This window comes from Pseudomonas marginalis (assembly GCF_900105325.1).
Lineage (GTDB): Bacteria > Pseudomonadota > Gammaproteobacteria > Pseudomonadales > Pseudomonadaceae > Aquipseudomonas > Aquipseudomonas marginalis.
Genome location: NZ_FNSU01000003.1, coordinates 4,337,261 through 4,358,929, shown reverse-complemented (window position 1 = coordinate 4,358,929; position 21,669 = coordinate 4,337,261). Strand labels below are relative to the sequence as shown.

Annotated in this window: 17 protein-coding genes; 8 read left to right on the top strand and 9 right to left on the bottom strand. The window is 60.5% G+C overall.

What is annotated here, in order from left to right; translation table 11 throughout:
- Positions 1-42: 42 nt before the first annotated feature.
- Entirely contained in the window at positions 43-1,005 is a 963-nt protein-coding gene (locus BLW22_RS29635) for a CobW family GTP-binding protein (protein ID WP_074848017.1), read from the top strand.
- Here BLW22_RS29635 and BLW22_RS29630 read toward each other — a convergent pair.
- Positions 999-1,394: a DUF3301 domain-containing protein gene (locus tag BLW22_RS29630; RefSeq protein WP_065926772.1), complete on the bottom strand. Its 396-nt coding sequence runs from the start codon at positions 1,392-1,394 to the stop codon at positions 999-1,001. The genes BLW22_RS29635 and BLW22_RS29630 overlap by 7 nt on opposite strands.
- A gap of 117 nt (positions 1,395-1,511) precedes the next feature.
- Between BLW22_RS29630 and pdxY the strand changes: the two genes are divergently transcribed.
- On the top strand, positions 1,512-2,384 hold the full coding sequence (gene pdxY / locus BLW22_RS29625) for a pyridoxal kinase PdxY (protein WP_065926771.1): 873 nt from the start codon (positions 1,512-1,514) through the stop codon (positions 2,382-2,384).
- A gap of 55 nt (positions 2,385-2,439) precedes the next feature.
- Here the strand turns inward: pdxY and BLW22_RS29620 are convergent, their stop codons facing one another.
- A complete protein-coding gene (locus tag BLW22_RS29620) occupies positions 2,440-2,925 on the bottom strand; it encodes an acyl-CoA thioesterase (RefSeq protein WP_003177014.1) in 486 nt (161 codons plus the stop codon).
- Between the two features lie 291 nt (positions 2,926-3,216).
- On the opposite strand from BLW22_RS29620, the gene BLW22_RS29615 reads away from it, so the two are divergent.
- Positions 3,217-4,980, top strand: a complete 1,764-nt coding sequence (locus tag BLW22_RS29615; protein WP_053127534.1) for a cation:proton antiporter — start codon at positions 3,217-3,219, stop codon at positions 4,978-4,980.
- Between the two features lie 75 nt (positions 4,981-5,055).
- Here the strand turns inward: BLW22_RS29615 and BLW22_RS29610 are convergent, their stop codons facing one another.
- From BLW22_RS29610 to uvrD, 3 genes are all read right to left on the bottom strand, one after another.
- Complete coding sequence (locus BLW22_RS29610) at positions 5,056-5,463, bottom strand: SMI1/KNR4 family protein (RefSeq protein ID WP_017739032.1); 408 nt, start codon at positions 5,461-5,463, stop codon at positions 5,056-5,058.
- Positions 5,464-5,596: 133 nt separating this feature from the next.
- Complete coding sequence (locus BLW22_RS29605) at positions 5,597-6,466, bottom strand: Tim44 domain-containing protein (protein WP_074848015.1); 870 nt, start codon at positions 6,464-6,466, stop codon at positions 5,597-5,599.
- 189 nt (positions 6,467-6,655) lie between these two features.
- Positions 6,656-8,839: a DNA helicase II gene (uvrD, locus tag BLW22_RS29600; protein ID WP_065926768.1), complete on the bottom strand. Its 2,184-nt coding sequence runs from the start codon at positions 8,837-8,839 to the stop codon at positions 6,656-6,658.
- A 279-nt stretch (positions 8,840-9,118) separates the two neighbouring features.
- Between uvrD and BLW22_RS29595 the strand changes: the two genes are divergently transcribed.
- The 3 genes from BLW22_RS29595 to BLW22_RS35510 all read left to right on the top strand — a co-directional run bounded on the left by BLW22_RS29595 (position 9,119) and on the right by BLW22_RS35510 (position 13,442).
- Positions 9,119-11,992, top strand: a complete 2,874-nt coding sequence (locus BLW22_RS29595; protein WP_065946480.1) for an EAL domain-containing protein — start codon at positions 9,119-9,121, stop codon at positions 11,990-11,992.
- 161 nt (positions 11,993-12,153) lie between these two features.
- A complete protein-coding gene (gene hexR / locus BLW22_RS29590) occupies positions 12,154-13,020 on the top strand; it encodes a transcriptional regulator HexR (protein ID WP_010168370.1) in 867 nt (288 codons plus the stop codon).
- Positions 13,021-13,244: 224 nt separating this feature from the next.
- Complete coding sequence (locus BLW22_RS35510; protein ID WP_074848013.1) at positions 13,245-13,442, top strand: PA3496 family putative envelope integrity protein; 198 nt, start codon at positions 13,245-13,247, stop codon at positions 13,440-13,442.
- Here the strand turns inward: BLW22_RS35510 and BLW22_RS29580 are convergent.
- Positions 13,372-14,346 (bottom strand): LysR family transcriptional regulator, encoded by a 975-nt coding sequence (locus tag BLW22_RS29580; protein ID WP_027608220.1) that lies wholly within the window; start codon positions 14,344-14,346, stop codon positions 13,372-13,374. The two genes, BLW22_RS35510 and BLW22_RS29580, sit on opposite strands and share 71 nt — an antisense overlap.
- Positions 14,347-14,541: 195 nt before the next feature.
- On the opposite strand from BLW22_RS29580, the gene BLW22_RS29575 reads away from it, so the two are divergent.
- Together BLW22_RS29575 and oadA are read left to right on the top strand one after the other, a co-directional pair.
- Entirely contained in the window at positions 14,542-15,957 is a 1,416-nt protein-coding gene (locus BLW22_RS29575; protein ID WP_027608221.1) for an acetyl-CoA carboxylase biotin carboxylase subunit, read from the top strand.
- Positions 15,958-15,968: 11 nt separating this feature from the next.
- Complete coding sequence (gene oadA / locus BLW22_RS29570; RefSeq protein WP_065926766.1) at positions 15,969-17,777, top strand: sodium-extruding oxaloacetate decarboxylase subunit alpha; 1,809 nt, start codon at positions 15,969-15,971, stop codon at positions 17,775-17,777.
- 63 nt (positions 17,778-17,840) lie between these two features.
- Here oadA and BLW22_RS29565 read toward each other — a convergent pair whose 3' ends face one another.
- The 3 genes from BLW22_RS29565 to BLW22_RS29545 form a co-directional block, all read right to left on the bottom strand.
- Entirely contained in the window at positions 17,841-19,046 is a 1,206-nt protein-coding gene (locus BLW22_RS29565) for an ISL3 family transposase (protein ID WP_083381310.1), read from the bottom strand.
- Positions 19,047-19,156: 110 nt separating this feature from the next.
- Entirely contained in the window at positions 19,157-20,362 is a 1,206-nt protein-coding gene (locus BLW22_RS29555; protein ID WP_065924368.1) for an ISL3 family transposase, read from the bottom strand.
- A gap of 113 nt (positions 20,363-20,475) precedes the next feature.
- Complete coding sequence (locus BLW22_RS29545; RefSeq protein ID WP_065946481.1) at positions 20,476-21,645, bottom strand: hypothetical protein; 1,170 nt, start codon at positions 21,643-21,645, stop codon at positions 20,476-20,478.
- Positions 21,646-21,669 lie beyond the last annotated feature (24 nt).

Below are 21,669 nucleotides of genomic sequence, written 5' to 3'. Positions count from 1 at the left end.
GCGTAGGATCAAACCCTCTACACGGTCCGAACGATGGCACCCATGCTGCAGAACATTCCCACCCACGTGATTGCCGGGCCCTTGGGCGCCGGCAAGACCAGCCTGATCAAGCACCTGCTTGCCCAACGTCCGGCCAACGAGCGCTGGGCGGTGTTGATCAACGAGTTCGGCCAGATCGGCCTGGACGCTGCATTGCTGACCCTGGATGACGATGGCATTGCCCTGGGTGAAGTCGCCGGTGGCTGCCTTTGTTGTGTGAATGGCGCACCGTTCCAGGTAGGCCTGGGCCGGTTGCTGCGTAAGGCCAAGCCGGATCGGTTGTTTATCGAACCCTCGGGCCTGGGGCATCCTGCGCAGTTGCTCAAGCAGTTGCGCGAAGCGCCGTGGCAGCAGGTGCTGGCGGTTCAGCCCTGTGTGTTGGTACTGGATGCCCAGGCGCTGGCAGCGGGCAAACCCTTGCCGCCAGCGCAGCAGGAAGCGTTGGCCAGTTCCGGGCTGTTGGTGTTGAACAAGGATGAGGGGTTGGATGCTGCGCAACGCGAGGCCGTCGAACGACAGCTACCCGATCGGAACATTTATTGGACGCAGCAGGCGTACGTGCCACTCGGCAAACTGCCAGGCTTGAATGCGCAGGCTGAAGCGGCTGTGGATAACTTCGTGGTGCCCAAGGGGCTGGCTCAATTGCCGGCTATCTGGAGTGATCCGAGCGTGCCGATTTGCCTGAGCCAGGCCCAGGAGGGCGGTTGGAGTATCGGTTGGCGCTGGCACCCGAGCCAGCAATTCGATTCCGAGCGTCTGCATCTGTGGCTGACATCCCTTGAGTGGCGCCGCGCCAAACTGGTTATCCACAGCGGTGATGGGTGGATCTCGGCCAACGCTGTGGATAACAGCCGGTTCGCCTGGCAACCCAGCGAATGGCGTCGCGACTCACGTATCGAACTGATCTTCAGCGCACCACAGGACGTGGCCGCGTTGCAGATCGCACTGGCCGCCTGCCGTTACTGACGGTTCTTGGTGGCGTGGTCCTGGCGCCATTGGCTCAGCTCGATCACATTGGCGCTGGGCAGTGCTTCCTTGACCTCGAACGGGTAGGGCGCCAGTTCGATCTGCGCACTGTGGGCGCCGAATTGCGTGATGGTCCCGCTGTGACGGGTCTCGCCCGTGACGGTGAACTCGAAATTGTAGATACGCGCCAGACGCCGCCGACCGTTGGCATCCTTCACAAAACCGATGCGCTTCAACGCCACGGCGCCGTCGAGCAATTCGATATCGAGCTTGGCGCAATGCTGCTTGACCCGCGCCAACGCCCGCTCTCGCAGGCCGTGGTTGTGCCATACCCAGGCGGCGCCGGTCGCCAGCAGCATCAACACGAAGATGTTTCCCAGGGTCAGCATGCGAAAAACTCCAACAAAGTGAGAGCAGCTTAACTGTGTCGTCGGTCTGTCGTACAGGCTGCGTTTAGTCGCATACTGCGCGGCCAGAATTTCAATGGCTTTACGGAAATCTCCTGCATGAAACGCACACCTCATCTGCTTGCGATCCAGTCTCATGTGGTCTTTGGCCACGCCGGAAACAGCGCCGCCGTGTTCCCCATGCAGAGGGTCGGGGTGAACGTCTGGCCGCTGAACACGGTGCAGTTCTCCAACCATACCCAGTATGGTCAGTGGGCGGGCGAAGTGCTGGCGCCGCAGCAGATTCCTGCGCTGGTGGAAGGCATTGCCGCCATCGGCGAGCTGGGCAACTGCGATGCGATTCTGTCTGGCTACCTGGGCAGTGCGGATCAGGGCCGCGCGATTCTTACCGGTGTGGCGCGCATCAAGGCCATCAACCCCAAGGCCCTGTACCTGTGCGACCCGGTGATGGGCCATCCGGAAAAGGGCTGCATCGTGCCGCAGGACGTCAGCGATTTCCTGCTGGATGAAGCGGCGGCCATGGCCGACTTCCTGTGCCCCAACCAACTGGAACTGGACAGCTTTGCCGGGCGCAAGCCGCAATCGCTGTTCGACTGCCTGGGCATGGCCAAGGCATTGCTGGCCCGTGGCCCGAAGGCGGTGCTGGTCAAGCACCTGGATTACCCGGGCAAGTTGCCGGATGGTTTCGAGATGCTGCTGGTAACTGCCGAGGGCAGCTGGCACCTGCGTCGGCCGCTGCTGGCGTTCCCGCGCCAGCCGGTGGGCGTGGGCGACCTGACGTCGGGGCTGTTCCTGGCGCGGGTGTTGCTGGGCGACAGCCTGTTGGCGGCTTTTGAGTTCACGGCCGCGGCGGTGCACGAAGTGCTGCTGGAAACCCAGGCCTGCGCCAGTTACGAGCTGGAACTGGTCCGCGCCCAGGACCGCATCGCCCATCCTCGCGTACGTTTCGAGGCGACGCCGATCAGCCTGTAAGTACACAGAACCCAATGTGAGAGGGGGGCAAACCTCCCACATTTTTTGGTTGGACTTACAGCGCGTCAGCCTTGATTTCCTGGTAGCGCTTCTCAAGCTCCTGGCGGATCTGCCGGCGCTGCTGGGCCTGCACGAACCGGCGCTTGTCTTCACTGTTATGGGGTTGCAGCGGTGGCACGGCAGCGGGTTTACGCTGGTCGTCCACGGCCACCATGGTGAAGAAGCAGCTGTTGGTATGACGCACCGAGCGCTCGCGGATGTTCTCGGTCACCACCTTGATGCCCACTTCCATCGACGTATTGCCGGTGTAGTTGACCGACGCAAGGAATGTCACCAGCTCGCCGACATGGATCGGTTCGCGAAAAATCACCTGATCCACCGACAGCGTCACCACATAGCGACCGGCATAACGGCTCGCGCAGGCGTAGGCCACTTCATCGAGGTACTTGAGCAAGGTGCCGCCGTGGACATTGCCTGAGAAGTTGGCCATGTCAGGGGTCATCAATACCGTCATCGACAGCTGGGCGTTTCCGGGTTCCATAGCACACTCACGGGTTGTAGGCATTGGTTGGGTGGCACCTCTGCGGGTGCTGGGATCTTTGCAGCGCCATCCCTTACGGGACGCCGGTGGGCGGCTTGCCGTCACGCGTTCACCGATCTGTTTCCATATATTGCACCGGCTTTCCGGCGGAAGTCGCGGTGTTAACCTTCAAAAGCCCATCTCAGGGCATTTCTTACGATAAAGGCAGACTTTTCCTTCCGCATTTTGCGATTTTTCAAAGGCGCGTGCGGAAGTGGGAAAAGCGCCAGTACCCTCAAGGAGCCCCTCGCCATGCACGCCATCAGCTTTATCCAGGACTTGGCTGTGATCATGCTGGTGGCAGGGGTGGTCACCGTCCTGTTTCACCGCCTCAAGCAACCCGTGGTGCTGGGGTACATCGTCGCCGGCTTCATCATTGGCCCGCACACCCCGCCGTTCGGACTGATCCACGACGAAGACACCATCAAGACCCTCGCCGAACTGGGGGTGATCTTCCTGATGTTCTGCCTGGGCCTGGAGTTCAGCCTGCGCAAGCTGTTCAAGGTGGGGGCCACGGCGTTTATCGCGGCCTTCCTGGAAATCATCCTGATGATCTGGATCGGCTACGAGATTGGCCGCTGGTTCGACTGGAACACCATGGACTCGCTGTTCCTCGGCGCGATCCTGGCGATTTCCTCCACCACCATCATCGTGAAGGCACTCAATGACCTGAAGATGAAAAACCAGCGCTTCGCCCAACTTATTTTTGGCGTGCTGATTGTGGAAGACATCCTTGGCATCGGCATCATCGCCTTGCTCTCGAGCATCGCCGTCAGCGGTACGGTGAGCTCCGGCGAGGTGTTCTCCACGGTCGGCAAGCTCTCGCTGTTCATGATCGTCGCGTTGGTCATCGGTATTTTGCTGGTGCCGCGCCTGTTGGCCTACGTGGCCAAATTCGAAAGCAACGAAATGCTGCTGATCACCGTACTGGGCCTGTGTTTCGGTTTCTGCCTGCTGGTGGTCAAGCTGGAGTACAGCATGGTGCTGGGGGCGTTTCTGATCGGCGCGATCATGGCCGAATCCCGGCAATTGGTTAAGATCGAGCGCCTGATCGAGCCGGTTCGCGACATGTTCAGCGCGATCTTCTTCGTGGCGATCGGCTTGATGATCGACCCGCAGATCCTCCTGCAATACGCCTGGCCGATCGCGGTGATCACCGTGGCCGTGGTGCTGGGCAAGATGCTGTCCTGCGGCCTGGGTGCCTTTATCGCCGGCAATGATGGTCGTACCTCACTGCGGGTAGGCATGGGGCTGTCACAAATTGGCGAGTTTTCCTTCATTATCGCCGCGCTGGGCATGACCTTGCAGGTGACCAGCGACTTCCTGTATCCGGTGGCGGTGGCCGTTTCGGCGATCACTACGCTGCTCACGCCGTACCTGATTCGCGGCGCCGACCCTTTGTCATTGAAGATCGCCGCCGTGATGCCCAAGCGTATGAGCCGGGTGTTTGGCATGTACGGCGAATGGTTACGCAGTATTCAGCCGCAAGGCGAGGGCGCCATGCTGGCGTCGATGATCCGCAAGATCATCCTGCAGGTGGGCGTGAACCTGGCGCTGGTGATCGCGATTTTCTTCGCCGGAAGCTTTTTCGCGGTGCGCATTGGTGGGTACCTGGAAGGTTGGATCAGTGATCCAAGCTGGCAGAAGGCGTTGATCTGGGGTGGGGCATTGCTGTTGTCGCTGCCGTTCCTGATTGCGGCGTACCGCAAGCTCAAGGCGCTGTCGATGTTGCTGGCGGAGATGAGCGTGAAGCCGGAAATGGCCGGGCGACATACCCAGCGTGTGCGACGGGTGATTGCGGAGCTGATCCCGATTTTGTCGCTGCTGGTGATCTTTGTGCTATTGGCAGCCTTGTCGGCCAGTATTCTGCCGACCAACAAGTTGCTGGTACTGATTGCCGTGGTCACGGCGGCGGTGGCGGCCGTGCTCTGGCGATGGTTCATCCGTGTGCATACGCGGATGCAGGTCGCCTTGCTGGAGACGCTGGATAACCATAAGGATACGCCGGAACACTAGTGGGGGCCGCTATGCGGCCCGGCGCGGGACAAGCCCGCTCACCACCGCAAGCCCGTTCGCCACGGGGGTCAGGTCTCAGCTTTCCAGCCAGACGTCCCGCGCCCAGTGCCACACCGATTCCCAGGTCTCTTCGGTGACGAGTTCTTCTTCGCCGGACCACAGCACCACGGTGCCGTCTTCTTCGACGCAGTAGTAATCGTCACCGTCCTGGCAGATCGGGATCATGCTGCGGTCAACACCGGCATCCCAGGCGTTGGCAGCCACGTCCGGCAGGTAGGTGTGGGATTGCGGGTCGGTGACGGTCACCGGCTCCAGGCTGCCGTACACCACATCGCTGACGGTCAGCAGGAATTCACGAAAGACAAACGGGATGTCGATGAACAGCTGTTCCTCGATTTCCACCAATTGATCTTCGTCAGGCAACTCCAGAGGAACCGGAACCGGTTCATTGGCTTCACGCAATTGTTCGATGATTTCTTCCACGGCCGGGATCCTCTTGCTGATGGCGCGGTTTATAGGGGCGTTTTATACAGTAGCTCGCCATAAGTGCAACCGTGAAATAGAAAACCCCGGACAGGTCCGGGGTTTTGTTACGGCTTGCTCAAGCGCGTGGGTATCAGCCGTTCTGGCGGATACCGGCGACCAGCCATGGCTGGTTGTCGCCTTGGGCACGTTCCATGTTCCAGCTTTCGCTGAACACTTCACCCTGGTCGAAACGCGAAGTCTTCGACACGCCACTGAAGGTCAACGTTGCGATGGTCTTGTCGGCGCGATCATCCACACCTTCCAGTTGCACGTGCAGGTCGTCGATATAGGTCGACTGGAAGCCGTCGCCCAGGTCGGCGCGTTCGCGCTTGAGGAACTCCAGCAGTTGCGGGGTCACGAACTCGGAGATCTTGTCCATTTCGTTGGCGTCCCAGTGCTGCTGCAGGGACTGGAAGTGGCTGCGGGCCGCTTCGACGAAACGCTCTTCGTTGAACCACGCCGGTGCGTTGATCACCGGGCGGGCTGCGGCAGGCGCTGCCGAACCACCGAAGATCGAACCCATGGCTGGCTTCTGCTCGAACACTTCACGCTGCATCGGCGCGCCGGCCGGAGCCATTTGCTCCTGCTGCTTGCGGCGACGGGCGGCGATGAAACGGAAGACCAGGAAGGCGATGACCGCCATGATCAGGATGTCGAAGATCTGCATGCCCTGGAAGCCGCCGCCCATGAACATGGAAGCGAGCAGGCCACCGGCCGCGATACCGGCCAGAGGGCCCAACCAGCGCGAAGCACCGCCGGCCTTGGCAGCGGCGCCGGCAGCACCGGCTGCGCCTGCGGTAGCGGCAGCACCGCCGGCACCGGCGGATGGAGCCATTTGGCTGGTCTGGTGAGTCGGCGCCGCGCCCGAGCTTTTGCCGCCACCGAAGCGTTTGGCGTTGGCGTCGAGGCTCATCGTCAGGCCGATGCACAACGCCATGGCGATGCTAAGAAAACGTTTCATAAAGGGAATTCCCATTTGTGGATTGCACGCGCGCCATGTTGCACAGGTGTAGTGACAGTGGCTAGCGACATAATGTTTCGGGCTTTTGCGTAAGACCGAATCAGAATGGTCTGTAGGACGTATTACAGATATTGGCCCGCGCTCGTTAAAAACAAGGGCGGGCCAATAACCTTCATGTTGGCAAATGTTTCAGACCGCTTCGAGCTTCGCGTAGCCCATCATCAGCCATTTGCTGCCTTCGGCGAAGTTCACCTGCACCCGTGCCTGGGCTCCGGCGCCTTCGAAGTTGAGGATCACGCCTTCGCCGAAGATCGCATGCCTGACCTGCTGGCCCAGGCTGAATGGGGTTTCCGGAATCTCGGAACCGGCGAACATGTTGCTGGAGTTCTGCTGCTGGCCCCCGCCGAACGGGCGGCTGACGCTGTTGGACAGGCGCACTTCCTGGATCAGTCCCTTCGGCACTTCACGTACGAAGCGCGATACCTTGTTGTAGGTCTCGCTGCCGTACAGGCGTCGGGTCTCGGCGTAGGTCATCACCAGGTTCTGCATTGCGCGGGTGATGCCCACATAGGCCAGGCGGCGTTCCTCTTCAAGACGGCCGGGCTCTTCCAGGCTCATCTTGTGGGGGAACAGGCCTTCTTCCATGCCCACCAGGAACACATACGGAAACTCCAGGCCCTTGGCGCTGTGCAAGGTCATCAACTGGATGCTGTCTTCATGCTCATCGGCCTGAGTATCGCCGGCCTCCAGGGACGCATGGCCGAGGAAGGCGGCGAGCGGAGTCAGCTCTTCGTCTTCCTCGGTGTTTTCGAACGCGCGGGCGGCGCTGACCAGTTCCTCGAGGTTTTCTACCCGGGCCTGGCCTTTCTCGCCTTTTTCCGCTTCGTGATAGGCAATCAGCCCGGATTGCTCGATCACCGTCTGGGTCATCAGGTGCAGGGGCATTTCCGAACACTTGGCCGCGAGGTTCTCGATCAACTCGACAAACACCCCCAGCGCCCCGGCAGCACGGCCGGTCAGGCCTTTATTGGCGATGAGCAGGCGCATGGACTCCCACATCGACACATCGGCATGGCGCGCGTGGTCGCGAATCGCCTCGACGGTTTTCTCGCCGATGCCACGGGCCGGGATATTGATCACCCGCTCCAGTGCCGCGTCGTTGCCACGGCCTTCGAGCAAACGCAGGTATGCCATGGCGTTCTTGATTTCCGCACGCTCGAAGAAGCGCTGGCCGCCATAAATGCGGTACGGGATGCGCTCGCGCAGCAAGGCTTCTTCCAGCACCCGCGATTGGGCGTTGGAACGGTACAGAATCGCAATATCGCTACGGGCAAGGCCGGTTTTCAGCGCGCTTTCGATGGTTTCCACCACGTAGCGCGCTTCATCGTGCTCGTTGAACGCGGCATACAGGTTGATCGCCTCGCCTTCGCCGCCGTCGGTCCACAGCTCTTTGCCCAGGCGCCCGGTGTTGTTGGCGATCAAGGCGTTGGCGGCCTTGAGGATGCCGGCGGTGGAGCGGTAGTTCTGCTCCAGGCGGATGGTGACCGCGTCCGGGAAGTCCTCGGAATACTGGTAGATGTTCTCGATTTTCGCGCCACGCCAGCCGTAGATCGACTGGTCGTCGTCGCCCACCACCATCAGGCTGTCGCCGCCCTTGGCCAGCAGACGCAACCAGGCGTACTGCACGGCGTTGGTGTCCTGGAACTCGTCCACCAGAATGTGACGGAAGCGTTTCTGGTAATGGGCCAGCAAACCCGGATTGTCGCGCCACAGGTCGAGGGCGCGCAGCAGCAGCTCGGAGAAGTCGATAACGCCAGCGCGGGCGCAGGCCGCCTCGTAGGCTTCATAAATGCTGCGCATGGTGGCCAGGAACAAATCGCCGCTGGCCTGGATGTGCTGCGGGCGCAGGCCTTCGTCTTTCTGGCCGTTGATAAACCACTGGGCCTGGCGCGCCGGCCAGCGCTGCTCGTCGAGGCCCAGCTCACGGATCACGCGCTTGACCAGGCGTTGCTGGTCATCGCTGTCGAGGATCTGGAAGGTCTGGGCCAGGCCCGCTTCCTGCCAGTGTGCCCGCAACAGGCGGTGCGCCAGGCCGTGGAAGGTGCCCACCCACATACCGGCCGGGCTGATGCCCATCAACTGCTCGATGCGGTGGCGCATCTCGGCAGCGGCCTTGTTGGTGAAAGTCACCGACAGGATCGAATGCGGGGAAGCGTTCTCGACCTGGATCAACCAGGCGATACGGTGCACCAGCACTCGGGTTTTACCGGAGCCAGCACCGGCCAGGACTAACTGACGGCCAACGGGGGCCGCTACGGCCTGGCGTTGGGCATCGTTGAGGGAGTTCAGCAAAAGAGAGAGATCATCGCGCATCGGCGCATTCTATGGGCCTAAGGGGGCTCGGGCAAATCCCAATGCCGGGTGGTCGACGCAAAACGTCTCGCGTGGTCCCGGCCGGGCAAACATTCTGGCAGGGCTGATGACCGGTAAGTCATGGGCCACAGCCCGCGCCGTGCCTCGCTCAAGGGGTCTGGCCCCAAGGTTTGCGGCTGTTCACAGGGTGACTTTTATGATCTGGAGCAGTTTGGCCCAAGCGCTTGCTTGTGTATGCTCCGTCGACGTTTCGGGCTCACCATTATAAGAACACTGCCTATGACTCTCAGCACCGACCTGCTCGGCCCCTCGGCGGCGCCCGCGCAGGTTATCCGCAAACATTACGCTACCGAGATGGCGGTCGAGCGCACACGCCTGCTCTATCAGGGCTCGTTGCTGCCCACCTTATTAATGCTGGTCAACGGCCTGGTCTGCGCCTGGCTGCTGTGGAACCCCAGGCAATACCTGCTCGACAGCGTCTGGCTGGTGTGGCTGCTGGCCCTGGTGGCGATGCGTGTGATCCAGGTGGCGGCCTTTGATTCGGCCATGCCCAGCCGTCAGGCCCAACCCATCTGGCGGCGCATGTTCATGCTGGGTTCGGCGGTCAGCGGACTGACCCTGGCCACCGCAGCCATCGCCCTGGTGCCGGTGGACAGCTTCATGCAGCAGGCCTGGGTGTTCGGCCTGATCGGTGCGGCGACGCTGTCAGCCAGCGTCGCCTATGCAGTGAGCTTTCCGGCGTTCCTGTCCTTTGCCTTGCCGTGCCTGGTGCCGGCGATTGTCTATCTGTTCTGGAATGGCGCCCCGCAGCAACAGGGCTGGGGTGTGCTCGGCCTGATCCTGCTGGCGTCCCTGAGCGTGGTGGCGTGGCAGGTCAACCGCCTGATCCAGCGCGGGCTGCTGCGGCGTTTCCAGAACCAGGCATTGATCGAGCATCTGCAGCAGGCGCAGCAGCGCAGCGAGCAGCTGAATCAGGATCTGGTGCGCGAAGTCGAGCAGCGGCGTCAGGTTGAGCAGGAACTACGTGAGGCGCAGATCGGCCTGCAGGACCGCGTGGCACAACGCAGCCAGGAACTGGACGCCGCCAGCCTGGCCCTGAATAAAAGCGAGGCGCGCCTGGCCATGGCCCTGCAAGCCAGTGAGCTGGGCCTGTGGGACTGGAACCTGCAAACCGATGAGGTTCATCACACCCAGCTCAAAGAGCTGTTCGGCCTCGAGCCCGAGTACGTCACGGCCATGCTCGGCCACCTCAAGCCGCGCCTGCACCCCGACGACCTGCCGCTGCTCAAGCGGGCGCTGGTGGAGCACCTTAAAGGGCGCACTGAGGATTACCAGGTGGAATACCGCGTGCGCCATGGCGATGGTCACTGGGTATGGATCGAAGACCGTGGTCGCGCCGTAGAGCGCGCGCCGAGCGGGCGAGTGATTCGAATGCTCGGCACACGCCGCGACGTCAGCGCCGGCAAAGCCCTGGAGGAGCAACAGCGACTGGCCTCGACCGTGTTCGAGGCGGCCAGCGAAGGCATTGTGATCCTTGATCCGGACTACAAATTAATCGCCGTCAATCAGGCTTTCAGCCGTGTCACTGGCTTTGAGATCGATGACATGCTCGGTCGCAACGTCGTCGAGCTGCCCAGCAGTCGTGATGCGCGGCGCCACTTCCCGGTGATCCGCCAAGCGCTGCTCACGCATGGGACCTGGCAGGGCGAATTGGTAGAAACGCGTAAGAATGGCGAACTGTACCCGCAATGGCTGCAACTGAACGTGGTGCGCGATGTTCGCGGAAAAGTCAGTCATATCGTGGGCTTCTTCGCCGATCTATCGGCGCGGCGCGAATCCGAGGAGCGCATGCGCTACCTCACCCACTACGATGAGTTGACCGGCCTGGCCAACCGCTCGCTGTTCCGCGAACGGCTGCGCGAGGCCCATCAGCGTGTACGCCAGGGCGGGCGCAGCCTGGCGTTGCTGCATATCAACCTCGACCGCTTCAAGTTGCTCAATGACAGCCTGGGCCATGAAGTGGCCGACCAGTTGCTGCAAAAAATGGCCCGTCGGTTGATCAATGCCTTGCCCGAGGCTGACACCATCGCGCGTTTGTCCGGCGATGAGTTCGCCGTGCTGTTCGACGCCTACGGCAACCTGTCGAGCCTGGCGCGGGTGGCCACACGGCTGCTGGCCAAACTGCGGGTGCCGGTGACGGTGGAAGGGCATGAGTTGGTGGTGAGTGCGTCGATGGGTATCAGCCTGTTGCCGGATAACGCGCGGGAAATTTCCGCGCTGGTCAGTCAATCGAACATGGCCATGCAGCACGCCAAGCACTTGGGCGGCAATAACTTCCAGTTCTACACCGACAGCCTGCAAGCCAGCACCCTGGAGCGTTTGCAGCTGGAAAACCATCTGCGCAAAGCCATCGATGAGCGCCAGCTCACGGTGTTCTACCAGCCGAAACTGTGCCTGGCCACCGGCAAGCTGAACGCTGCCGAAGCGTTGATCCGCTGGGAACATCCGCAATGGGGCATGGTGCCGCCAGGCGACTTTATCGGCCTGGCCGAAGAAACGGGCCTGATCGTACCGCTGGGCGAATTCGTGCTGCGCGAGGCCTGCTGGCAAGCCTGTGAGTGGCAGCGCCAGGGGCTGGCACCGATCCGCGTGTCGGTGAACCTCTCGGTGCACCAGTTGCGCCAGGGCAAGCTGGTCAGCCTGGTGCGCCAGGTACTGGAAGAAACCGGCCTTGACCCGCAATACCTCGAACTGGAACTGACCGAGAGCCAGTTGCTCGACAGTGTTGAACACATCATCGCGACCTTCCAGCAACTGCGCGACCTGGGCGTGAAGCTGGCCATCGACGACTTTGGCACCGGCTATTCATCCCTCAGTTACCTCAAGCGTATCCCTGTGGATTACGTAAAGATCGACCAGACCTTTATCCGCGGCCTCGGTCAGGGGCGGGAAGACGCCGCCATTACCCGAGCGATCATTGCGATGGCGCACGGACTGGCGCTCAAAGTGGTGGCCGAAGGCGTGGAAGATCAGCAGCAGCTGGATTTCCTGCGTACAGAACGATGCGATGAGGTGCAGGGCTACCTGATCAGTCGGCCGATGGAGGCCGAAGGGCTGGCAGATTTGTTACGCAACAATGCAGATTTTCCCTGAAGACAGTCCGCACGCCCCTATGGCTACAAGGCAGCTGCCCGCTGATTCAAAGGGCATCAGGGCGATTTAGTGATGCATCGGGCGGGCAAAACGGCAATTCTTGTAGTATAACTACAAGCTTGCTACATCCCTGGCCCTGCCAATAACAAGAGTCCTGCCCTTTGAACCTGTTGCAACATATCGCCCAGTCGCGCCACCTGTTACGCAAATCGGAACTCAAGGTTGCCGATCACGTGCTGCTTGACCCTGCGGCCGTGATGCACAGTTCCATGGCCGACCTTGCCCACAGCGTGGGCATCAGCGAGCCGACTATCGTGCGCTTCTGCCGCGCCATCGGTTGCTCCGGGTTCCAGGACTTGAAGCTCAAGCTGGCCCAGAGCCTGGCCGCCGGCGCGAGCTTCGGCCAGTTTGCGATTCACGAAGACGATTCCGTCGCCGACTACAGCCTGAAAATCTTCGACACCACCTTGCACACGCTCATGGAGGTGCGCGAGAAGCTTGACCCGGTAGAGCTGCAAAAGGCCGTGACCGCCATGTCCCAGGCCCAGCGTGTGGAGTTCTATGGTTTCGGCGCGTCCGGTGCGGTGGCGGCAGACGCCCAGCACAAATTTTTCCGCCTGCTGCTGACCGCAGCGGCCTACAGCGACCCGCACATGCAGGCGATGTCGGCGGTGACCTTGAAACCGACCGACGTGGCGATCTGCATTTCCCAGTCGGGCCGCTCCAAAGACCTGCTGATCACCGCCAACCTGGTGCGTGAAAGCGGTGCGACATTGATTACCTTGTGCCCGAGCCAGACGCCGTTGGCGGAGCTGTCCACGGTCAACCTGGCGATCGATGTGCACGAAGACACCGAGATCTACACCCCGCTGACGTCGCGTATCGCTCACCTGGTGGTGATCGACGTGCTGGCGATGGGCGTTGCCATGGCGCGGGGCCCGAGCCTGGTCAACCACCTCAAGAGCGTCAAGCGCAGCTTGCGCAGCCTGCGGTTGTCGCCCAAGTCCGTCAAAGCCCTCGACGACTGATCCAGGGCCATACACGCTCAAAATGTGGGAGGGGGCTTGCTCCCGATAGCAGTGGGTCAGTCAAAGAGAAATCGGCTGATGTACCGTAATCGGGAGCAAGCCCCCTCCCACATTTGGATTGTTTATCTATTCGGAAGATTCATCGTCCTGTAACCCCCGCGCCGTTAAACCGTCATCGCTACAACCCATCCTGTACTCCCCGTACTCGCATTGGGAGACTCCAAATGGCCCGGCCCTACGAAGACAGCAACAGCTCCGTCAAGACCCGTCGTCAACAGGAAGACCAGCGCCGCATGGCGTTCCGTCGCGCAATCGAAGACCGCTGCGACCAGCGCCAGCTGCAGCAGAGCATCAGTGACTACCCGGAACTCCACTGGCAGGCACCCGCGGCTGCCCAGCGAAACGTTCAGCCAACGCGCTGATCTGCACCCGTTCGCTGCGGATAAAGCCCAGGAACGCATGGGCCACCGGTGACAGGCGCTTGGCCTTGGCCTGCACCAGGCACCAGCTGCGGTACAGCGGCAGTTCTTCCACCGGCAGCTCCTTGAGCCCGCCGGTGGCCAGTTCCATATTGACCGCATGGCGCGTCAGCAAGGCCACGCCCAGGCCGGCGCATACGCATTCACGTTGCGCCTCGGCCGAGGCCACTTCCACCGTCTGGGTGAAGTGCACGCGTTTCTCCTTGAAATACTCCTCGCAGGCCAGTCGCGTGCCGGAGCCCGGTTCGCGCAGCAACAGCGTGTAGGGTTCCAGGTCCTGCAAACGCAACGGCCCTTGCAGGCTCAAGGGGTGATCAGGTGGCGCCACGGCCACGATCGGATTGTTGAGGAACGGCAGGAATTCCAGGCCCATGTCCTGGGGCACCATGGACATGATCACCAGGTCGTCGCGGTTGTCGGAGAGGCGGCGGATCACCTGGGCGCGGTTGACCACGGTCAGGTGCAGTTGCACCTCGGGATGCTGGCGTTTGAACGCGGCAAACAGGTGCGGCACGAAGTACTTGGCGCTGGATTCAATCGCGAGCTTTAGCTGGCCCTGCAACGAACCCTGCATGTCCGACAGCTGCATATCGAGGTTTTCCAGGCGCCCGAAAATATCCCGGCTGGCCCGTTGCAGGGCTTCGGCAGCCTCGGTCATGTAGAGCTTCTTGCCGACATAATCGAACAGCGGCTGGCCGACCAGCTCTTCGAGCTGGCGAATTTGCAGGCTCACGGCCGGTTGGGTGAGAGACATTTCCTCGGCCGCGCGGCTGTAAGAGCGCAAGTCGCACACTTCATTGAAGATCTGCAATTGACGCAATGTCATACGCATCAGCGACTTACGCATTATTTAAATCCTCTCGTCCCAGGTCGACCGGCCAACTATAAGTCTTTACTTATGAGCGACCCAATAATTATTGATTTTTGTTAATCCCTCCACGGGCTTAGTGTGTGGCTGCGACTGGCTTGAAACATTTAGTCACGCGCCGACCCGGCTCCAGCGGGTCGAAGAACGCAGCAATCGGCTCAAGGGAATTTCCAAGTGATAAAAAAGATCCTGATCGCCAACCGTGGTGAAATTGCCGTACGAATCGTGCGTGCCTGCGCCGAGATGGGCATTCGCTCGGTCGCGGTTTACTCGGACGCCGACCGCCATGCGTTGCACGTCAAGCGTGCCGACGAAGCCCACAGCATTGGTGCCGAGCCGCTGGCCGGCTACCTGAACCCGCGCAAGCTGGTGAACCTGGCGGTGGAAACCGGTTGCGATGCGCTGCACCCCGGCTACGGCTTCCTGTCGGAAAACGCCGAGTTGGCAGACATCTGCGCCGAACGGGGAATCAAATTCATCGGCCCTTCGGCTGAAGTGATTCGCCGCATGGGCGACAAGACCGAAGCCCGCCGCAGCATGATCAAGGCCGGTGTGCCGGTCACGCCCGGCACCGAAGGCAACGTCGCCGACATCACCGAGGCCCTCACCGAAGGCGACCGCATTGGTTACCCGGTGATGCTCAAGGCCACCTCCGGTGGTGGCGGTCGCGGTATCCGCCGTTGCAACAGCCGTGAAGAACTCGAACAAGCCTTCCCCCGCGTGATCTCCGAAGCTACCAAGGCGTTCGGTTCGGCGGAAGTGTTCCTGGAAAAATGCATCGTCAATCCCAAGCACATCGAGGCGCAGATCCTCGGTGACAGCTTCGGCAACGTGGTGCATCTGTTCGAGCGCGACTGTTCGATCCAGCGCCGTAACCAGAAGCTCATCGAAATCGCCCCGAGCCCGCAGCTCACCCCGGAACAGCGCGCCTACATCGGCGACCTGTCGGTGCGCGCGGCCAAGGCCGTGGGCTACGAGAACGCCGGCACCGTGGAGTTCCTGCTCGCCGAGGGCGAGGTGTACTTCATGGAGATGAACACCCGGGTGCAGGTGGAGCACACCATCACCGAAGAAATCACCGGGATCGACATTGTCCGCGAGCAGATCCGAATCGCCTCGGGCCTGCCGTTGTCGGTCAAACAGGAAGACATCCAGCACCGTGGCTTTGCGTTGCAGTTCCGCATCAACGCCGAAGACCCGAAGAACAACTTCCTCCCAAGCTTCGGCAAGATCACCCGTTACTACGCGCCCGGCGGCCCCGGCGTGCGTACCGACACGGCGATCTACACCGGCTACACCATCCCGCCGTTCTACGACTCCATGTGCCTGAAGCTGGTGGTCTGGGCGTTGACCTGGGAAGAAGCCATGGACCGCGGCCTGCGTGCCCTGGACGACATGCGCCTGCAAGGCGTGAAGACCACGGCCGCCTACTACCAGGAAATCCTGCGTAACCCGGAATTCCGCAGCGGCCAGTTCAACACCAGTTTTGTGGAAAGCCACCCTGAGCTGACCAACTACTCGATCAAGCGCAAACCCGAAGAGCTGGCCCTGGCCATCGCCGCCGCCATCGCCGCCCACGCAGGCCTGTGAGGAACATTCCAATGACTAAAAAAATCTTCGTAACCGACACCATCCTGCGCGACGCCCACCAATCGTTGCTGGCGACCCGCATGCGCACCGACGACATGCTGCCGATCTGCGACAAGCTCGATAAAGTCGGCTACTGGTCCCTGGAAGTCTGGGGCGGCGCGACCTTCGACGCCTGCGTACGCTTCCTCAAGGAAGACCCGTGGGAGCGCCTGCGCAAACTGCGTGCCGCGTTGCCTAACACGCGCCTGCAAATGCTCCTGCGCGGCCAGAACCTGCTGGGCTACCGCCATTACAGCGACGACGTGGTCAAGGCCTTCGTGGCCAAGGCTGCCGTCAACGGTATCGACGTATTCCGCATCTTCGACGCCATGAACGACGTGCGTAACCTGCGTGTGGCCATCGAAGCGGTCAAAGCCGCCGGCAAGCATGCCCAGGGCACCATCGCCTACACCACCAGCCCGGTGCACACCGTCGAGGCCTTCGTGGCCCAGGCCAAGCAGCTGGAATCCATGGGGTGCGACTCGATCGCGATCAAGGACATGGCCGGCCTGCTGACGCCGTACGCCACCGGTGAACTGGTCAAGGCGCTGAAAGCCGAGCAGAGCCTGCCGATCTTTATCCACTCCCACGACACCGCCGGTTTGGCCGCGATGTGCCAACTCAAGGCGATCGAAAACGGTGCCGATCATATCGACACCGCGATCTCCAGCTTCGCCTGGGGCACCAGCCACCCGGGCACCGAGTCTATGGTCGCCGCCCTTAAAGGCAGCGAATTCGATACCGGTCTCGACCTGGAGCTGCTGCAAGAGATCGGCCTGTACTTCTATGCCGTGCGCAAGAAGTACCACCAGTTCGAAAGCGAATTCACCGCCGTCGACACCCGTGTGCAAGTCAACCAGGTGCCGGGCGGGATGATTTCCAACCTGGCCAACCAGTTGAAAGAGCAGGGCGCTCTGAACCGCATGAGCGAAGTGCTGGCTGAAATTCCACGCGTGCGTGAAGACCTCGGCTTCCCGCCGCTGGTGACCCCGACTTCGCAGATCGTCGGCACCCAGGCGTTCTTCAACGTGCTGGCCGGTGAGCGCTACAAGACCATCACCAACGAAGTGAAGCTGTACCTGCAAGGCGGCTACGGCAAGGCGCCGGGCACGGTGAACGAGAAGTTGCGTCGCCAGGCCATCGGCAGCGAAGAAGTGATCGACGTGCGCCCGGCCGACCTGCTCAAGCCGGAGATGACCAAGCTGCGCGGCGAAATCGGCGCACTGGCCAAGTCCGAAGAAGACGTGCTGACCTACGCCATGTTCCCGGACATCGGGCGCAAGTTCCTCGAAGAACGCGACGCCGGCACCCTGACGCCTGAGGTGCTGCTGCCTATCCCTGAAGCCGGCGGCGTGGCCCGTGCCGGTGGTGAAGGCGTGCCGACCGAGTTCGTCATCGACGTGCACGGCGAAAGCTACCGTGTGGACATCACCGGTGTCGGTGTGAAAGCCGAAGGCAAGCGCCATTTCTACCTGTCCATCGATGGCATGCCGGAAGAAGTGGTGTTCGAACCGCTCAACGAATTCGTCGGCGGTGGCGGCAGCAAGCGCAAGCAGGCCAGCGAGCCGGGGCATGTCAGCACGGCGATGCCAGGCAATATCGTCGATGTGCTGGTCAAGGAAGGCGATGTGGTCAAGGCCGGCCAGGCCGTGCTGATCACCGAAGCGATGAAGATGGAAACCGAAGTGCAGGCTGCGATTGCCGGCAAGGTGTCCGCCGTTCACGTGGCCAAGGGCGACCGGGTGAACCCTGGCGAAATCCTGATTGAAATCGAAGGCTGATCCAGCCTTCGACACTACCGTTTAATCCTCGGGGGGGCAGGTGCCCCCCTTTTTTTTGGTTCATCACGGATTACCGGGAAAGACGCTCTTGATCTTCATGAAGAAGAATTCGCTATCCCGGTAACCGTACGCCATCCGTTTGATGACCTTTATTCGATTGTTTATTCCTTCCAACTGACCGGTGTGCATCGGCCAGCGAACCCGACTGACGATGCCCCGCCAATAACCCTTTAGCCGTTTGGCAAACTGGATCAGAGCCGGTATTTCGCTTTCATATGCATGGCGCAGCCATTGCTTCCAGGCCGATCTCCAGGTCCAGGCAGTGCTCGGTGTCCAGAGCGTTTTGAGTTCAGCCTTCATCAAATAAACTGTCATCAGCGATTGGTTGGCCTCCAATAAATCCTGCAAATGGACCTGTTGTTCCGGCGTTTTCAGGTTCTGTGGGTTACGCAGCAACAGCCATCGTGCCTGCTTGATGACCTTGCGAGCCGGCTTGTTATGACGCAGCCGATTAGCTTCGTCGACGCGGACCCGATCAATCACCTCTCGGCCATATTTGGCCACCACATGGAAAAGGTCGTAGACCACTCGCGCTTTCGGGCAATGCTGGCGAACCTCCAGATCAAAAGCAGTATTCATGTCCATCGCCACCGCTTCGATTCGAGCGCAGCCCTCCGGCCCCAGTTCCTCGAAGAACGGCCTGACTGCCGCTCGGCTACGGCCTTCACCGATCCACAGCACTCGTCGTGTATCGGCATCCAGCACAACGCTGGCGTAACGATGACCTTTGAATAACGCGAACTCGTCCATGATCAGGCGTCGTGGTTGCGCCTTCGGCAACTCACTCAACACCGCCTGCAAGGCTCGACGCTCCAGCAACCGAACAGTGTCCCAATGCAGTCCAAACATCTGGGCCACGTGCAGGGTGGGAAGGCGCTCGCAGGCCTGAATGACCGCCTCGGCCAAGCGGCGCGTCATGCGGGCATAGCGATCCAGCCAACTGACGGCCTCCATGCGTTTTCCACAGTCGCGGCAGCCAACACGCCTGAGCAAAATGCTGAGGCACACCGCGCGACCGAGAATGGGCAGATCACGAACGGTTCGCTCGCAATACTCATGAGTGGTTGAACAAGGTTTTTGGCAGCCGCCGCAGGAAGGGAATCGGGTGGCGTGGGGAATCAGATCGATCTTTAGAGCGTCACCATCGGGCTTGATCGTGACGACAGAAAAGCCCTCCCAAAAAGGAAGGAAAGTATTAATATCACGCATAAGAACGCCGGTTTTTTAGATGTGTTTGCTCGCACGAACATCATCAATCAAATCGGCGTTCTTGTTTCTGTGTTTCCCGGGATTCCGTGATGAACCTTTTTTTTGGTTCATCACGGATTACCGGGAAAGACGCTCTTGATCTTCATGAAGAAGAATTCGCTATCCCGGTAACCGTACGCCATCCGTTTGATGACCTTTATTCGATTGTTTATTCCTTCCAACTGACCGGTGTGCATCGGCCAGCGAACCCGACTGACGATGCCCCGCCAATAACCCTTTAGCCGTTTGGCAAACTGGATCAGAGCCGGTATTTCGCTTTCATATGCATGGCGCAGCCATTGCTTCCAGGCCGATCTCCAGGTCCAGGCAGTGCTCGGTGTCCAGAGCGTTTTGAGTTCAGCCTTCATCAAATAAACTGTCATCAGCGATTGGTTGGCCTCCAATAAATCCTGCAAATGGACCTGTTGTTCCGGCGTTTTCAGGTTCTGTGGGTTACGCAGCAACAGCCATCGTGCCTGCTTGATGACCTTGCGAGCCGGCTTGTTATGACGCAGCCGATTAGCTTCGTCGACGCGGACCCGATCAATCACCTCTCGGCCATATTTGGCCACCACATGGAAAAGGTCGTAGACCACTCGCGCTTTCGGGCAATGCTGGCGAACCTCCAGATCAAAAGCAGTATTCATGTCCATCGCCACCGCTTCGATTCGAGCGCAGCCCTCCGGCCCCAGTTCCTCGAAGAACGGCCTGACTGCCGCTCGGCTACGGCCTTCACCGATCCACAGCACTCGTCGTGTATCGGCATCCAGCACAACGCTGGCGTAACGATGACCTTTGAATAACGCGAACTCGTCCATGATCAGGCGTCGTGGTTGCGCCTTCGGCAACTCACTCAACACCGCCTGCAAGGCTCGACGCTCCAGCAACCGAACAGTGTCCCAATGCAGTCCAAACATCTGGGCCACGTGCAGGGTGGGAAGGCGCTCGCAGGCCTGAATGACCGCCTCGGCCAAGCGGCGCGTCATGCGGGCATAGCGATCCAGCCAACTGACGGCCTCCATGCGTTTTCCACAGTCGCGGCAGCCAACACGCCTGAGCAAAATGCTGAGGCGCACCGCGCGACCGAGAATGGGCAGATCACGAACGGTTCGCTCACAATACTCATGAGTGGTTGAACAAGGTTTTTGGCAGCCGCCGCAGGAAGGGAATCGGGTGGCGTGGGGAATCAGATCGATCTTTAGAGCGTCACCATCGGGCTTGATCGTGACGACAGAAAAGCCCTCCCAAAAAGGAAGGAAAGTATTAATATCACGCATAAGAACGCCGGTTTTTTAGATGTGTTTGCTCGCACGAACATCATCAATCAAATCGGCGTTCTTGTTTCTGTGTTTCCCGGGATTCCGTGATGAACCTTTTTTTTGCCAATTTTTTAATGGTCAGCGGAGGGTGCGGCGCTCTGCTTGCGCTTGAAGCCGACAAAAATACCCTCAGGTTTGTAGAGCAGTTCAGGTTCCAGGGTGGTCAGGTTGCTGGTAACGGCGCTGAATGTTCCCTTGATGGATGCCGCATCCGCGATACGTAGCTGGCGCGTGAGCAGTGCTTCACTTTCCGGCTGTACATCAAGTTTCAGGGTGGCGTTATCCAGCGTTAACGTATTGCCGACTTTCAGCGTGGAGTGGGCTTGGTCTGCGCCCACTTTGAACGCCATGGTCGATCCTGGTTTGAGGTGCAGATCCTTCCAGATCCGGGTCCGTGGTGTATTTTCAGGATCGAGCAGCAGAGTACCCGCGACATTAAGGGAGTCGACGGTGCCGCCGGAGTAGCTGCCGCCCGCATCAATATCCAGGGTCCCCTTGATAACGCTGCGGTTGGTCAAGGCAGCATCGCCGTACACCTTGCCGTGCCGATTGTCGTGCAGTGCACCGGTCAGTTCCCAGGCGCCCTTGCCGACCCACAGGTGTTGCATTCGGGTCGCACCTTCGAACGTGCCGCCTTTGGTGTCATCGAGAACCACCTGGTTGGTACCGCTGCCGCCATCGACTTCGCCTTTGAAGCGGCTGCCATTTTTGACAACCAACAGGTCGTCACCGCCGCCCATGTCCAGAGCGACTCCATTGCCACCTGCAATCAGGCCATGGTTGATCACCTCATCGGCCTTTTCTCCCTTCAGGGCCATACCCGTGCCGGATTGGGCCGTGATGCTTCCTCGATTCTCCAGCCAGACAGAGGTGAGCCCGGAGCTGCTCAGGCCATGACCCGGTGAGTTGATGTGCACGCCCGGGCTGTTGACGATGTCGACGGCTTTGATGATGTGTGACTTATCAAGGTTGGACGGGGTTTGGGTGAGGCGCGCGATCTCGTCGATATTCATCCCGTCGCGGCGCGGGGAGTTAGGCGTGGTGATGACTTTGACAATATTGGTGCCGAGCTGGCCATTTGAGGCCTGGCGGGCGGGGTGCCCGAACGAGCGCGGAGTGGTTGGAGGCGCGGTGTGTGGCTCGGGTGCTGCGGCGGGCGGAGTGGCAGCCTCGGCCAAGGCGTTGGCGCTTTGTGCGAAGAGTGCACCAAGGGGAGGGAAAAACGAGAGTGTCGATATCATGATTTCCGGCCTCGTTTGTATAGG